Genomic DNA, 14,873 nt, shown 5'->3' on the forward strand with positions numbered 1-14,873 from the left:
GAGACCCCGGTGGGTGGGCAACCCGAAGCACACGGAGGTCAGCGTGGCCCGCCAGTCGCCCCAACGGCCCGACGCCGACGAGCCCGAGCTCGACGACACCACCGGCCCGGCCGAGCCAGACGAGGCCGACGAGGCCGACGACACCCCCCGCGCGGCGGTCGACAGGTCGCTCTGGGAAGAGCTGCGGATCGACCCGGTGGAGATCGCACTACCGGCGGGTACCGGCTTCACACTGCGCGCCTACCGGACGGCCGGCTCGCTGACCCCGACCGACGTGACCGAGCGCGACCAGGACGACCCGTTCCTCGCCCGCCGCCAGGTCATCGAGGACGAGGACGACGAGACGGTCGTCATCCTCGACGAGGAGCTGGCAGAGGAGTTCGCCGACGCCGACGAGGAGGAGAAGTCCTCGCGTCGTCGCCGCGACGCCGACGCCGACGCCGACGCGACCGTCGACGAGGAAGAGGACGAGGACGCCACCGACGAGGCGGACGACGAGGAGGTGCCCGTCTTCCTCAGCCACCGGGGCAAGCTGCTGCTGTTCAAGACCCCCGAGTCGCTGGTCAGTTTCGTCCGTTCCGGCGCGCCCAACGATCTGTCCCAACTGGACAGCTGGAATGAATTGTCCGAACGGGTGGAGCCGGCCGACATCGTGCCGCTCGACGAGGACACCTACGAACTCGACCTCGTCGTGGAGAACCTGCGGGGCGGCCACGACACCTGGGACTCGACCCTGCTGATCGAGGCCGGCGAGGTCGCCCGCGACCTGTCGTACGCGTTGCGCCTGCCTGCGGTCCTGGACATGCTCTCCGCCGGCTCCAGCCTCGACGACCTGGACGAGGCGCTCCGCGCCACGGCCAACGGTGGCATCGGCGCCTTCATGGGCCGACGACGGCTGAAGAAGATCGGGGCACAAACCGCGAGTTTGGGTTGGCGCACCATTGTCGGCAAGATCTCTGCGGTGGTGGACTGGCGCGACTGACCCGTTGCGGGGAGCATCAGTTGCTGGCAGTAGGAAGACCTGTCCCGGGAGGAGGACGACGCCGTGGCGCTCGTGCGCGTGTACTGCGGTCTGGCCTCGGCGGATCCGGCTGACCGACCGGCCTCGGCCGGTTCGACGCTGACGTCCGCTGTGGTCGACGACGCAGGCCGTCTGCTGCATGTCTGCGAGATCGGCGACGACGCGGCTGGCTACGCCCAGCTCGTCGCGCTGCTCGTGGAGCGGTCGGGCGGGCCGAGCGGTGCGGCCATCGCCGCCGACAGCGACGACCACACGGTCACCTCGCTGTTGAGCGCGGCGGGTCGGCCCCTGGCGATCGCCGACGACGACTCGGTGGACGACTTCGCCGAGCGCTTCGCCGACGACGACTCCCTGGAGGAGATGCAGTCACCCCCGGCCGAGCGCCGGGCCGTCGGCCTGGCCCGCGCGTTGCAGGCCGGCGCTCTCTCCGCCGTCACACTGCCGGCTCCCCGGGACCTCGCCGGCTACAAGCAGGTACTCGCCGCCCACGCCGCCCTGGCCAGCGGCCGGCACTCCGCCGCCGTGGCGCTGCGCGAGGTGCTGCGGGAGCTGTACCCGGCGGCGCTGCGCGCGTACCCGGACCCGGCCGAACCGGTGTCGCTGGCCGTGCTGGACGCACTGCCCGAGCCCGGCATGCTCGGCGGCACCATCGCCCGTGGCCGCGAAGTCTCCGTCGCCGCGGACGCCATCGCCGCTCACCTCGCGGCGGACGGGGTCGCCGACGCCGAGGAGATCAACGAAGCGGTCACCGCGCTGCGGGTCGCCATCTCGGAGACGCCACGTCGCGCCGCCGTCAACCGGGCGCTCACCTCCGCCGTGGCCGAGACGGTCCGGCAGGCCGTCGCCTCCGTACGGGCCTGCGACGCGGGCTGTGAGGCGCTGGTGAGCGCGCTCAGCGCCCGCGTCAGCACCCCCGCGCCGGCTCCGGGCCGCCGGGCCGCCGCCCGACGCGGCGAAACCGTCGGCGAGCTGACCGGTCTCGCCGGCACCGGCGCGGGCACCGGCCTGCGCTCCGTCCGACCGACCCCGACCCCCGCCGAGCCCATGCCCGTCGGTGGCCGACGCAGCCGGCCCGAGCCCGCCCCGGGCAGCTCCCCCCTGGCCTCGCCTCGGCCACTCGGCCCGCCGCCGGTCGCACCCGCTCCGGTCACCCCGCCACCGGTCGCGCCCGCCCCGGTCGCACCGGCCGCCGTGGCCGGCCCGCCGGTGTCCGCGCCACCCGGTCGTGCCGAACCACTCCCGAGCCGGATCGACGGCCCGACCAACCGGCCGGTCTCGTCGCCCCCGCCCCCGCCACCGGGGATCACCCCGATCGCGCCGGCCCAGCGGGGCGCGGTGCCACCGGCCGAGGCGGGCGAGCCGTTCCGGCCCACGCTGACCACCGCCGCCATCAACAGCGCCCGGGCCGAGCGGCAGCGCACGGTCATCCCGCCCCGCCCGAAGACCAACGGCGAACGGCAGGGCCACCCGCAGCGGCCGTCGGTCCAGGACCCACCCACCGGTGGGTTCAGCGTCACCGACCTCAGCATCCCGGTGCCCGCCCCCCGGCCGGAGCAGGAGTTGTCCGCGCCGCCGGGCTCCCGGGCGAACTGGCCTCTGGTCAACAACCCGGAGGACCCGGCCGACAGCTCGCCGAACAACCCGGTCGCCTACCCGTACGGCGGCGGCCGTGGCGTCGAAGCCCCGACGGACCCGGGTCGGGCCGACGGGCGGGTCACGCCGCCCTGGCTGGCCGACGACCTGCCCCAGGAGCCTCCCATGCTGCGGCTGGTCGAGCCGCCGCCGCTGGCCGACCGGGCGCTGCGGGAAGGGCTCAACCCGCCCTCGGGCGAGTCTCGCCTGGACACTCCGCCGCTGCGGCTGGTCGACCGTGAGCAGGCCAACCGCAACGGTCGTCCGGCGCCGCTCGTCGAGCGGGCCGCCGAGCACCGGCCGCCGCCCCCGGTCGAGCACCGGCCGCCGCCGGTCGCCGACGAGGGTGACGGCGACCTGCTGATCTTCGCGCAGGCCAAGTCCGCCTGGTTCGTGGGCCACGGCGAGGACGAGTCCGACCTGGACTGGTCGACCACCGCCGACACCGGATGGCAGGCCGCCGAGCAGGCCGCCCGCCCCGCGGTCGGCGCCGAGACCAACGCCGGCCTGCCGAAGCGCGTTCCGCAGGCCAACCTGGTCCCGGGCTCCCCGCTGCGCGAGGAGCGTCCACTCCGGATCGTGCGGGACGCGGCGAGCCTCGCGGAGAACACCACGGGCTACTTCCGTGGCTGGCGTCGCGGTCAGGAGATCGGCGGTTTCGCGGTGGGCGGTCGTCCCGGCCGCGAGGCCGCCGGCGGTTGGGACTTCAGCCGCGACCACGGGGACCGCGACGACGACCGCGAGTACGAGTACCGTTCGGCCGGCTACCAGTCCTGAGCGCCTCTGTAGCGCCCGTTCCTCCTCCTGCCCCCATTGCCGCAAGGCTGGGGGCGGGAGTGCTTTCAGGAGCGAACTCAGCCGGCCGCGCCGTCACGGGCGGCACTGCCCGCGACGCAGAGAATCCTGGAAGGGCCTCTGCGGCCGTTCCAGGATTCTTGGTCGCGCGCGGGGGTGGGCAGCATCTCCCGCCCGGTGGCGGCAGGAACCACCACCGGGCGCGGGAGCCTACCGGTCAGGCCGGGGCGACGGCGCGGGTACGACGCATGGTGAGCACGTACTCGACAAGCGAGATCAGCACGTGCTTCGTCGACTCCCGGTTACGGGCGTCGCAGGCCACCACCGGCACGTCGCTCGAGATCGCCAAGGCGTCCCGGACGTCCTGCGGGTCGTGGTACTGCATCCCGTCGAAGCAGTTGATGGCCACCAGGTACGGCAGCCGCCGGTGCTCGAAGAAGTCGATCGCCGCGAAGCAGTCGGCCAACCGGCGGGTATCCACCAGTACGACCGCACCGATCGCACCCCGCACCAGTTCGTCCCACATGAACCAGAATCGGGTCTGACCCGGCGTACCGAACAGGTACAGGATCAGGTCACGGTCGATCGAGATCCGGCCGAAGTCCATGGCCACCGTGGTCGTCGTCTTGCCCGGCACCTGCCGGGTGTCGTCGACGCCCACGCCGGCCGAGGTCATGATGGCCTCGGTGGTCAGCGGCGTGATCTCCGAGACCGAGCCGACCAGCGTCGTCTTACCGACGCCGAATCCACCGGCGATAACGATCTTCGCCGACGTCACGCGCCCACTCGGGGTCGGTGGGCGGTGCGACATGTCAGAGCCTGCGAAGTCCACTCAGCACCCTCTCCAGCAGTTCAGTGCCCACCGCGTCGTCGGAGTCGTCCAGGATGGTCGGCTCGTGGACCGCGACCAGGCCGTCCGTCGCCATGTCGGCGATGAGCACCCGGGCCACACCGAGCGGCAGCTGCATCCGCGCCGCGATCTCCGCGAGCGATTGCACGCGTCCGTCACACAGCGCGGCGATGTACTGGTGTTCGCGGCCCTGGCCGCTACTGCCATTGGCAGTGGCCCGGCCGCGCACCGTCGTCTCGACGAGCGCCTCCAGCGCGATGTCGAGCCGGGGACGGGTTCGACCACGGGTCACGGCGTATGGACGGACCAACGCTCCGGTCGGTTCGTCACGATCGGACATGTCGCCGCTCACCTCCTTCGCACCCCGTACCGGCTCCCACCGGTGGAACTCGTCGTTCTTCTCGTATCAGTTGCGCCGACCGCACGATCGGCGAGACGTCAGCCCAGCATGCCCGCGGCCGCGCGCGGCTGCGGGGTCAGGGCGTCGCCCACCCGGTCGACCAGTAGCGCCATCTCGTAGCCGACCTGCCCGACGTCGGAACTGCGGGCCGCCAGCACGGCGAAGGAGGAACCATCCGAGATGGACATCAGGAACAGGAAGCCATTGTCCATCTCCACGACGGTCTGCAGCACCGCGCCTCCCTCGAAGCAGCGGGCCGCTCCCTGGGTCAGGCTGACCAGACCGGACGCGATCGCGGCGAGCTGGTCTGCCCGGTCCCGCGGCAGGTCCCGTGACGACGCGAGGAGCAGGCCGTCCGCCGAGACGGCCACCGCGTGTGCGACACCCGGCACCCGATCGGCGAAGTTGGCCAGCAGCCAACCAAGATCCTGCGTAGTTGTCATCCTTCTTGCTCCTTCTGCCCGCTCCCGGCCGCTGAGCCTGAGCCAGACTGCGAGGATTGCTGCCCTCCCGGAGTCTCCTCCGGGCTGGTCGGGTTGTCCGAGGTGCTACGCCCTCGCTGCACGCCCCGATGGTAGGCGGAGAGCAGGCCACGGACCGCCTCCGGGGAGCGCCGCTGGACCGAGGTGACGGGCTTCTCCACCGCGCCCGGCACCAGCTGCGCCATCGGCTTGCGCTTGGGCAGGCCGGTCGTGGTGGTCTCGTTCACCGGCGCCGCGCTGGCCGCTGCCGAGGCGGCACGCCAGCCGTCGTCGGCGGCGGTCTGCCAGCCGTTGCTCGGCGATTGGGGCCGGCGGTTCGGTAGGCCCTCGGCGAGGTCGGGGCGTGCGCCGCCGTTCGCTGTCGACCCGTTGTCCCGCGGCGCTCCTCCGGCCGTCGGAGTGTCTGCCATCGGTGTGTTACCTGTCGTTCCGGGTGGTGTCTTGGCTGCCCGACCGGTGGCATCGACCGTGGCGAACTGCTGGGTCGCGTCGCCGCCGTTCGTCGACGGCGTGGGGCCGGCGTCCTCCGAACCCGGACGGCGGGTACGGAACCAGGCGGACTCGAGCTCCCGGAAGATCGGCAGCTCCATGGTCTCGTCCGCGTACCGCTGGCGGTTCTGGGCCTGCGGCTGCTGTGGTGCCGGGCGAGCCGACGACGTCTGGGCCTGCGCGGTCGGCATCGACGGTACCGGCGACTGCGGGGCGGCGAGCGGCGACGCCTGCGGCGCGGGAGCCGGCGGCTGGGCCGCGGTGGTCGGCTGCTCGCCGGGGCGCGGCACCCGCGGCAGCTCCGTCGTCATGTCCAGGGCGGCGGCGAGCCGCTCGGGCACCGGCGGAGTCTGCGTGTCCCGCTCGCCGCCGGGAACCGGCGGCCAGGCCGGCGGCGCCGGGGTGCTGGGCGCCGGTGCGGGCGGGGCGGACCGGGGGGTGAAGCCGCTGAACGACTGGCCGGAGACCGGGGGCGCCGAGTACGGCTGACCGGAGGCCGGAGAGGCCGAGACGGGCGCGGCCGACACCGGCGGACCGCCGTACGGCTGACTGGAGGCGGGCGCGGCCGACACCGGCGGACCGCCGTACGGCGCACCCGAGTAGGGCTGGCCGGAGTATGGCTGGCCGGACGCGGGCGAGGAGGAGACCGGCGCACCGGAGTACGGCTGGGCGGACACCGGCGGCGCGGAGTACGGCCGGGCCTCCGGGCTGCTGGGCAGCTGCCGGGGGATGGTCGGCTGCTGACCGCCGTTCGGCTCGTCGCCGGCCCGGCGCTGCGGCAGCGGGTCGATGGACTGCCCGTTGGCCGAGCGCGGGGTGAACCCGTCGCCGCCGTTGACGCCGTTCGTCGCGCTCGCGCTCGCGCCGGTCAGGTCCGACCAGGCGGGCATCGAACGGTACGCGCCGGTGTTGGCGGGCGTACCGGCACCGTTGCGCGATGCCGGGTCGAATGGCCGGCCGCCGAGGGTGACCTGGTTGCCGGACTCGCCGGGGCGCGACCCGTTGCCCAACGCGGGCAGCGCGCCGAGGACCGGCGACGGCGGGGCGGACTGCGGACCGGCGGCGGGAAGGGCCGGCGGCTGCTGGACCCGCCCGGAGAGCGCCCGGGGCACCAGCACCGAGGTGGGCATGGTCACGTCGGCGACCGTGCCACGGTCGGACCCGGGACGCAGCTCGACGCGCACGCCGTGCCGCGACGCCAGGCGGGCGACCACGACCAGGCCCATCATGCGGGAGACGGCCACGTCCACCTGGGGCGGCGTCGCGAGCTTGTCGTTGAGCTCGTGCAGCTGCTCGCGGCTGATGCCGATGCCGCGGTCCTCCACGTACAGCGAGGCGCGGTCACCGACCCGGCGGGCCTCGACCATGACCTGCGAGTCCGGCGGGGAGAACGCGGTGGCGTTGTCGAACAGCTCGGCGACGAGGTGCACGAGGTCGTTGACGGCGTGCGCGGCGACCTCGATGTCCCGGTCGATGACGCCGAACTCGATGCGGGTGTAGTGCTCGACCTCGGACTGCGCGGCGCGCAGCACGTCGATGAGCGCCGCCGGCTCGCGCTGCACGCGGGTGGAGTCGGCGCCGGCGAGAACGAGCAGGTTCTCGTCGTTGCGCCGCATCCGGGTGGCCAGGTGGTCGAGCTGGAACAGCTCGGCCAGCCGGTCCGGGTCCTCCTCGCCGCGCTCGAGCCGGTCGAGGTGCCCGATGAGGCGGTCGACCAGGATCTGCGAACGACGGGCCAGGTTGACGAACATGGTCGCGACGGAGGCGCGCAGCGCCGCCTGCTCGGCGGCCGTGCGGACGGCTTCGAGGTGGACGGCGTTGAACGCCTCGGTCACCTGACCGAACTCGTCCTTGCTCCGGACCGGCAGCGGCTCGGCGATCTGGTTGGCCAACTGCACCGGGGAGAGCTGACCGACGACCTGCGGGTCGCGCAGTCGGGCCACCGCCTGCGGCAGACCGTACTGGGCGACGGAGAGGGCGCCCTGGCGCAGCTCGCGCAGGGACCGGGCCATCGAGCGGGCGACCAGGTACGCGAAGAGGATGGCCAGCAGCAGCATGCTGAGCAGCAGGCCGGTCTCCAGGAACACCTGACGCTGGACGTCCGACCGGATGTTGTCGGCCTCGGCGACCACGTCGCCGTCGAGCTTCGTCTCCACGGCGCGGATCAGCTTGGCGTTGGCCGTCATGGCCGATTCCCACTGGTCCGGGCCGAACGGAGCGCCGCGCATGTCGCCGGTCGTGTTGCCGTCGATCCAACCGATGTAGTTCTGCGCCTCGCGCCGGTCACCACCGGCGACGGTCTGGTCGTGGAACTTCGCCTCGTCGGGGCTGGCCACCGCCTTGAAGCTCTGCAGCGCCTGCTGCTGGCCGGTGCCGCTGGCGATGTAGTCGGTGCGCAGCGCCGGGGTCAGTCGCTGACCACCCTGCACGCCGAGCGCGCGGTGCACGACGACCCGCCGGAGCGAGAGGAACTCCTTCTCCCGGGCGACCGCCGCAGCGGCCCGCATCCGGTCGCTCAGCTCGTTGTTGCCGGCGAGCTGGGTGGCCGAGTCCCGGATGGCGAGCAGGTCGTTGATCAGACCCTCGTACGCCTGGACGGCCTCGGCGAGCTTGAGCTTGCCGTTGAACACCTGGCTGCGGACGCCCGGCAGGTCCTTGAGGCTCTGGTCGATGCCCCCGAGCACGCCCTCCAGGCTGCCCGGCAGGTCCTCTACGTCGCCGCGCTGCTGCCGGTAGGGGGACATGGCCTGGTCGACCCGGCTGTTCGCCCGGTTGTAGGCCTCCTGGTACTGCGCCTTCGGCTGCGTCCCGGTCGCCTGCAGCAGCAGGACGGCCGAGGTCCGCTCGTCCTGGAGCTTGTCGACCAGGTCACCCGAGTAGCTCGACAGATTGGCCAGGTCGCCGGCCCGGTTGGCATTGTTGAGCGTCTCCAGGTGGTCAACGAGACCACTGGTGCCCACAACGACCGTGGCGATGGTCGGCACGATCATGATGAGACCGAGCTTGGACCAGATCGGCATGTCCCGGAGTCGACTGGCCGGCCGGCGCAGTCGCGACAGGAAGGAGCCCGCCGTCTTTGGCCGTTTGCTCACGTCACCGCCCTCGCGATTACAGCTTGAACGCGTTGCCCCGGGCAACGCCCAGCGTCCGACCCGGCGGGTCGGACCCCCGAGATTCCATCACGCCGCTCGACAAGAAGAAAGCCCAGGTTGTCACCGGCCGAGAGTGTGATGAGATGTTGATGCGATTTGATAGCAGTCCGTCTGGCCGGAGTAACTGAAGGTAATGGATCTTCCCCACCGCGTTGTCCTGCTCGCCGGCCCCTCAGGCTCCGGAAAGTCGTACATAGCGCAGCAAACCGGCTTGCCTGTGCTGTGTCTTGACGACTTCTACAAAGACGGCGATGACCCTACGTTGCCGCGACGAAACGGCCAGGTCGATTGGGAATCGCCGCAGTCCTGGGACGCCCTGACGGCCGTCGAAACGATTGCGCGACTCGCCCGCGAGGGACGTGCCGATGTGCCGGTTTATGCGATCGGCGCGGATCGACGGGTGGCCACCCGGCCATTTGATGTCGACGGATCGCCACTTTTCGTGGCCGAAGGGATTTTCGCCGCCGAGATCGTCGAGGAGTGCCGCCGACGCGGGCTGCTCGCCGGGGCGTACGCGCTGCGCCGCCCGCGCGGGGCGACGTTCCTGCGCCGGCTGGCCCGGGACCTGTCCGAGCAGCGCAAGGCGCCCCGGGTGCTGGTCCGGCGCGGCGTGGCCCTGCTGCGGGCCGAACCCGAGGTGCTGCGCCGCCAGACCGGGTTGGGTGCCGAGGCGGCCCGGGCCCGGGAGGTGCTGCGCCGGGTGGCCGGCCTGCTCGCCGGCCACCACACCCACCACCGGCAGGACCACCCGCACGGCTGACGAGGATCAGGCCAGCAGTTTGGCGTACGCCGGCTTGATCACCTCGTCGATGATCCGCAGTCGCTCGTCGAACGGGATGAAGGCGCTCTTCATCGCGTTGATGGTGAACCACTGCAGCTCACGCCAGCCGTAGCCGAAGGTCTCCACCAGCAGCGACATCTCCCGGGACATGGACGTGCCGCTCATCAGCCGGTTGTCGGTGTTGACGGTGGCCCGGAACCGCAGGTCCCGCAGCAGACCGATCGGGTGCTCGGCGATCGAGGCCACGGCACCGGTCTGCACGTTCGACGACGGGCACAACTCCAGGGGAATCCGCTTGTCGCGGACGTACGCGGCCAGCCGACCGAGCGTGCCGTCCGGGGCGATGTCGTCCACGATCCGTACGCCGTGACCGAGCCGGTCCGCGCCGCACCACTGGATCGCCTGCCAGATCGACGGCAGCCCGAACGCCTCACCGGCGTGGATGGTGAAGTGGAAGTTCTCCCGCTGGAGGTATTCGAAGGCGTCCAGGTGGCGGGTGGGCGGGAAGCCCGCCTCCGCGCCGGCGATGTCGAAGCCGACCACGCCGGCGTCCCGGTGTCGTACGGCCAGCTCGGCGATCTCCTGCGAGCGGGCCGCGTGCCGCATGGCGGTGAGCAGAGTGCCCACCCGGATGGTCAGACCCGCCTCGGCGGCCAGGGCGGTTCCCTCGGCGAACCCGGCCAGCACGGCCTCGACGACCTCGTCCAGGGTCAGGTCCCGCTCCAGGTGCTGCTCGGGAGCGAAGCGGACCTCGGCGTAGACGACGCCGTCGGCGGCCAGATCCAGCGCGCACTCGCGTGCCACCCGGCGCAGCGCCGGTCCGGTCTGCATGACCGCCACCGTGTGCGCGAACGTCTCCAGGTAGCGTTCCAGCGACCCCGAGTCGGCGGCCTCGGAGAACCAGCGTCCGAGCGCCTCGGGGTCGGTGGTGGGCAGTTCGTGCCCCGCCTCGGCCGCCAACTCGACGATCGTCGCGGGACGCAGCCCGCCGTCGAGATGATCGTGCAGCAGCGCCTTCGGGACCTTGACGATGTCCTCGTACCGGATAGTTGCGACCATGCCCAGACCCTAGTCACCTGCCGGGGTCGGCCACGCCAGCCCGCTCATCCGGGCCAGCCGTAGACGCGGTCGACGGCGAGTCGCAGGACCACCCGCCCGTCGGCGACCATCACGGCGCGGTAGTCCGCCCAGTCCGGGTGGTCGCCGCGGATCCCCCGGTAGACCTCGACCAGTTCGTCGACCTCGGCGTCGCCGGTTGCCGCTGCCGGCTCGGTGATCGTCACGGTTCCCTCGGCGACCGCGTACGCGCCGCCGTCCGGCGTGGTCACGTGGAAACTGGCCCGGGGGTCACGGCGCAGGTTGCGCACCTTGGCCCGGTCGCCCGTGGTGGAGCAGCGAATCAGCCCGGGTTCGGCCAGGTAGTCGAGGTTCGACAGTTGGGGCCGGCCGTCGCGGCGCAGGGTGACGAGCACGCCGCGTCCACGAATGCCGAAGAGGTCCCACAGTTTTGTTGACATGTCATCGACCGTAGGAGGCGATTCGATGACATGTCAACCAAGACGTTAGGGTAGCGGCATGGAAGCGACCCGCTGGCTGGACGAACGCCAGGACCGCGCCTGGCGGGGCTACCGCCGGATGCGTCGCCTGCTCGACCTGGAACTGGCCCGGGAGCTGGCCCAGGACGCCGGTCTGTCCGATCCGGACTACGACGTGCTCTCCGACCTCTCCGAGACGCCGCAGGGCCGGCTGCGTCTCAGCGAACTGGCGGACCGGATGCTCTGGTCCCGCAGTCGACTCTCGCACCACCTGACCCGGATGCAGCAGCGCGGCCTGGTGACCCGCCAGGAGTGCCCGGACGACGCCCGCGGCGCGATCGTCGTGCTCACCCCGGCCGGTCGGAACGCCATCGAGGCCGCCGCCCCCGGCCACGTGACCGCCGTCCGGCAGCACTTCCTCGACCTGCTCACCCCGGCCGAGGTCGAGGCGCTCGGCGCGTTCACCCACCGGGTCGTCGACCACCTCGCGCAGAACCGCGCGCCCCGTCCCCGCCGGGGTCTGGAGGCCTGACGTGGACCCGCGCATCCTCGACCGGCTGAGCTGCCCGGTCTGCGGCGAACCGCTGGCCGACACGACCGCCGGCAACGCCCGTGCGCTGCGCTGTCCACGCCGGCACACCTTCGACGTCGCGCGTCAGGGCTACGTGAACCTGCTCACCGGTCGGGCGCCGCACGCCGGCGACAGCGCCGAGATGGTCGCCGCCCGCGCGGAGTTCCAGGCCGCCGGCCACTACGACATCATCTCGACGGCGCTCGCCGCCGCCGCGACCGAGGCGGTCGCACGGCTTCGCGCCACGCCCGCGTCGCCGCCCGCCCGCACTACTTCCGCCCTTTGCTCTGCTTCCACCGAGGCAACACTTTCCGCACCGCACTGTCGCGTGGAGGGAAGCAGAGCAAAGGACGCAACGGCAGGGGTACGGGTCGAAGCGCCGACCACGGACTCTGACGCGTACCCCCTGGTGGTGGACGCCGGCGCGGGCACGGGCCGCTACCTCGGCGCGGTGCTGGCGGCGCTGCCGGACGCCGTGGGTCTGGCCCTGGACGTCTCCAAGCCAGCGCTGCGACGCGCGGCGCGGGCGCACCCCCGGGCGGCCGCGGCCCTCGCCGACACCTGGCAGCGGTTGCCCCTGGCCGACGGTGCGGCGGCCGTGCTGCTGAACGTGTTCGCCCCGCGCAACGGCTCGGAGTTCCACCGGGTGCTCGACCGCGCCGGGACGCTACTGGTGGTGACGCCCGCCGACGAGCACCTCACCGAGTTGGTGGACGCCCTGCGCCTGCTCCGGGTGGACCCGGACAAGGCCGACCGGGTGACCGCCACCCTGGGCGGGCACTTCACGCCGGTCAGCTCGACCGTGCACCGCGCAGAGCTGGCCCTGACCCGGCCGGAGGTCGCCACGCTGGTCGGGATGGGTCCGAGCGCCTGGCACACCGACCCGGCCGCGCTCGCCGAACGGCTGGCCGCGCTGCCCGAGCCCGTCCGGGTGTCCGTGGCGGTCCGGCTGGACGCCTACCGGCCCCGCTGACCTCAGGTCGAGAGGTCGACCTCTTCCCAGCCGGGCGGCTCGTCGTGGTACGGCCCGCGCAGGATCACCGCCCACTCCAGCGCCCAGCGCCGCTGCCCGATCGCGTTGGCGTCGACCAGGCCCGGCAGGGGGCGACCGTTGCGCTCGGACTCCAGGTAGGCCCAGTCCAGGCAGTAGTGCAGGTCGAGCAGGGCCGCCGCGTCGGCCGGATGCTGCGGCGCGGCGAGGATGCGGGACTGCCAGCGCCCGAAGGTCTCCCCCTCGGCGATGTGCGGCAGCCGCTCGACCAGCCGCTCGTCCACCGACAGGGTCGGATCGAGCTGTTTGCTCAACCCCAACACCCAGGTGAGCGCGAAGAGCGCGTCGTGGTGCAGCACGAACGAACGGTGGTCACCCTTGCCGCCCATCACGAACTGCCACTCGGGCGGGGTGACCATCTCGACCAGGTGCGAGCCGAGCAGCCAGCTCATCGCCGCCTGCGGGGGCATCCCGAAGCAGCGGGCCAGGATGAGGTGCAGCACGGCGATGCGGGCCTCGATCTCGGCCCGGGGACGCAGCTCGATCGTGTCACCCGGCTCCCACACGAGCGGGAACTGGGCCGGCGGCAGCGGCAGACCGAGCCGGGACAGCTCGTCCAGGCTCGCATCGCGCACCTCGCGCGGGTCGGGGGCAGGTACGGTCACGGGGCAACTTCCTGTCTGCACGCGACGCCTTTGGCCTGCGACAATAGCGCTCCCAGGTGACCGGCACCACGCCGGCCCGATCCCGGCTCGGTCAGCCGATCCGCTCGATGACCAGCGGTGCCGCGGTCGGCGCGGTCGGCGCAATGTGCACCGCGCGACTTGCCTCCGCCAGAGCCGCCGGAATTCGGGTCGAATCCTCCGCGCGCAGCTCGTACAGAGGATCGCCGGCCCGCACCGCGTCGCCCGGCCGCCGGTGCAACACCACACCGGCCGGCACGCTCACCGGGTCCTCCTTGCGGGCCCGGCCCGCGCCGAGCCGCCAGGCCGCAACCCCCATGGCGTACGCGTCGACGGCCGCGACATATCCGTCCCGGTCGGCCCGGACCACCTCAACCTCGCGGGCGGCCGGCATGGGCGCGTCGGGGTCGCCGCCCTGCGCCCGGATCATCGCCCGCCAGGAGTCCATCGCCCGCCCGTCGCGCAGGGCGGCCTCCGGGTCGGCGTCCGGCAGGCCGGCGGCGTCGAGCATCTCCCGGGCCAGCGCGAGGGTCAGCTCCACCACGTCGGCGGGACCACCCCCGGCCAGCACCTCGACCGACTCGGTCACCTCGACGGCGTTGCCGATGGCCAGGCCGAGCGGGGTCGACATGTCGGTGAGCAGGGCGACCGTCCGGACGCCGTGCGCGCCACCCAGCTCCACCATGGTGCGAGCCAGCTCGCGCGCCTGGTCGACGGACTTCATGAAGGCGCCCGAGCCGACCTTGACGTCGAGGACCAGCGCGCCGGTACCCTCGGCGATCTTCTTGCTCATGATCGAGCTGGCGATCAACGGGATCGCCTCGACGGTGCCGGTCACGTCGCGCAAGGCGTACAGCTTGCGGTCGGCGGGAGCCAGCCCCGCGCCCGCCGCGCAGATCACCGCACCGACCTCGCCGAGCTGGCTGATGAACTCGTCGTTGGTCAGCGCCGCCCGCCAGCCCGGAATGGACTCCAGCTTGTCCAGCGTGCCACCGGTGTGCCCGAGACCGCGCCCGCTGAGCTGCGGAACGGCCGCGCCGCAGGCGGCCACCAACGGGGTGAGCGGCAGGGTGATCTTGTCGCCGACGCCGCCGGTCGAGTGCTTGTCGACGGTGGGACGCCGGACGGCCGAGAGGTCGAGCCGCTCACCGCTGGCGATCATCGCGGCGGTCCACCGGGCGATCTCCGGGCCGGTCATGCCGTTGAGCAGGATGGCCATGGCCAGCGCCGACATCTGCTCGTCGGCGACGACCCCCCGGGTGTACGCGTCCATCACCCAGTCGATCTGCGCGTCCGACAGCACACCCCCGTCCCGCTTGACCCGAATAACATCAACAGCAGCAAAACCCATCAGAAGATCTTCCTAGTTCTCTGGGGAAACCGACCCACGGCCGGCGACCAGGTCGGGGGTTGTGGGGGGGGCGGGGCCGGGGGCCGGGGCGCGCGCGGCCGGCCGCCCCCCCCCCCGCGCCCGCGCCCTCCCCACCAACC

The 14,873-nt window shown here is 72.6% G+C and carries 13 protein-coding genes; 5 read left to right on the plus strand and 8 right to left on the minus strand.

Annotated features, from left to right (window positions below):
• The first annotated feature begins 13 nt into the window (after positions 1–13).
• Positions 14–982 carry a DNA primase gene (locus ACIA3K_RS12955; RefSeq protein ID WP_396801000.1) on the plus strand — a complete coding sequence of 323 codons (969 nt, stop codon included), beginning with the start codon at positions 14–16 and terminating at the stop codon, positions 980–982.
• Positions 983–1,021: 39 nt separating this feature from the next.
• A complete protein-coding gene (locus ACIA3K_RS12960; protein ID WP_396801295.1) occupies positions 1,022–3,430 on the plus strand; it encodes a transposase in 2,409 nt (802 codons plus the stop codon).
• 235 nt (positions 3,431–3,665) lie between these two features.
• On the opposite strand, the gene ACIA3K_RS12965 is transcribed toward ACIA3K_RS12960, so the two are convergent.
• The 4 genes from ACIA3K_RS12965 to ACIA3K_RS12980 all read right to left on the minus strand — a co-directional run bounded on the left by ACIA3K_RS12965 (position 3,666) and on the right by ACIA3K_RS12980 (position 8,761).
• Positions 3,666–4,259, minus strand: coding sequence for an ATP/GTP-binding protein (locus ACIA3K_RS12965; protein WP_334628720.1), 594 nt, complete (start codon positions 4,257–4,259; stop codon positions 3,666–3,668).
• A 1-nt stretch (position 4,260) separates the two neighbouring features.
• On the minus strand, positions 4,261–4,638 hold the full coding sequence (locus ACIA3K_RS12970) for a DUF742 domain-containing protein (RefSeq protein WP_396801297.1): 378 nt from the start codon (positions 4,636–4,638) through the stop codon (positions 4,261–4,263).
• A 98-nt stretch (positions 4,639–4,736) separates the two neighbouring features.
• Positions 4,737–5,141: a roadblock/LC7 domain-containing protein gene (locus ACIA3K_RS12975; RefSeq protein ID WP_007455462.1), complete on the minus strand. Its 405-nt coding sequence runs from the start codon at positions 5,139–5,141 to the stop codon at positions 4,737–4,739.
• Positions 5,138–8,761 carry a nitrate- and nitrite sensing domain-containing protein gene (locus ACIA3K_RS12980; protein WP_396801003.1) on the minus strand — a complete coding sequence of 1,208 codons (3,624 nt, stop codon included), beginning with the start codon at positions 8,759–8,761 and terminating at the stop codon, positions 5,138–5,140. Before ACIA3K_RS12980 ends, ACIA3K_RS12975 begins: the two co-directional genes overlap by 4 nt.
• A 502-nt stretch (positions 8,762–9,263) precedes the next feature.
• On the opposite strand from ACIA3K_RS12980, the gene ACIA3K_RS12985 reads away from it, so the two are divergent.
• On the plus strand, positions 9,264–9,581 hold the full coding sequence (locus tag ACIA3K_RS12985) for a hypothetical protein (RefSeq protein WP_355048938.1): 318 nt from the start codon (positions 9,264–9,266) through the stop codon (positions 9,579–9,581).
• Positions 9,582–9,587: 6 nt separating this feature from the next.
• Here the strand turns inward: ACIA3K_RS12985 and ACIA3K_RS12990 are convergent, their stop codons facing one another.
• Both ACIA3K_RS12990 and ACIA3K_RS12995 read right to left on the minus strand, forming a co-directional pair.
• Positions 9,588–10,661 carry an adenosine deaminase gene (locus tag ACIA3K_RS12990; protein WP_396801004.1) on the minus strand — a complete coding sequence of 358 codons (1,074 nt, stop codon included), beginning with the start codon at positions 10,659–10,661 and terminating at the stop codon, positions 9,588–9,590.
• A gap of 44 nt (positions 10,662–10,705) precedes the next feature.
• Complete coding sequence (locus ACIA3K_RS12995) at positions 10,706–11,119, minus strand: PPOX class F420-dependent oxidoreductase (RefSeq protein WP_396801006.1); 414 nt, start codon at positions 11,117–11,119, stop codon at positions 10,706–10,708.
• A 58-nt stretch (positions 11,120–11,177) separates the two neighbouring features.
• Between ACIA3K_RS12995 and ACIA3K_RS13000 the strand changes: the two genes are divergently transcribed.
• Positions 11,178–11,669, plus strand: a complete 492-nt coding sequence (locus tag ACIA3K_RS13000) for a MarR family winged helix-turn-helix transcriptional regulator (RefSeq protein WP_396801008.1) — start codon at positions 11,178–11,180, stop codon at positions 11,667–11,669.
• A gap of 1 nt (position 11,670) precedes the next feature.
• On the plus strand, positions 11,671–12,681 hold the full coding sequence (locus ACIA3K_RS13005; RefSeq protein ID WP_396801010.1) for a putative RNA methyltransferase: 1,011 nt from the start codon (positions 11,671–11,673) through the stop codon (positions 12,679–12,681).
• Positions 12,682–12,683: 2 nt separating this feature from the next.
• On the opposite strand, the gene ACIA3K_RS13010 is transcribed toward ACIA3K_RS13005, so the two are convergent.
• Positions 12,684–13,364, minus strand: a complete 681-nt coding sequence (locus tag ACIA3K_RS13010; RefSeq protein WP_396801011.1) for a DUF4272 domain-containing protein — start codon at positions 13,362–13,364, stop codon at positions 12,684–12,686.
• Positions 13,365–13,455: 91 nt separating this feature from the next.
• Positions 13,456–14,736, minus strand: a complete 1,281-nt coding sequence (locus ACIA3K_RS13015) for a thymidine phosphorylase (protein ID WP_396801299.1) — start codon at positions 14,734–14,736, stop codon at positions 13,456–13,458.
• Positions 14,737–14,873 lie beyond the last annotated feature (137 nt).

Origin of the sequence: Micromonospora sp. NPDC051543, assembly GCF_044454415.1 — a bacterium.
Classification (GTDB): Bacteria; Actinomycetota; Actinomycetes; order Mycobacteriales; family Micromonosporaceae; genus Micromonospora.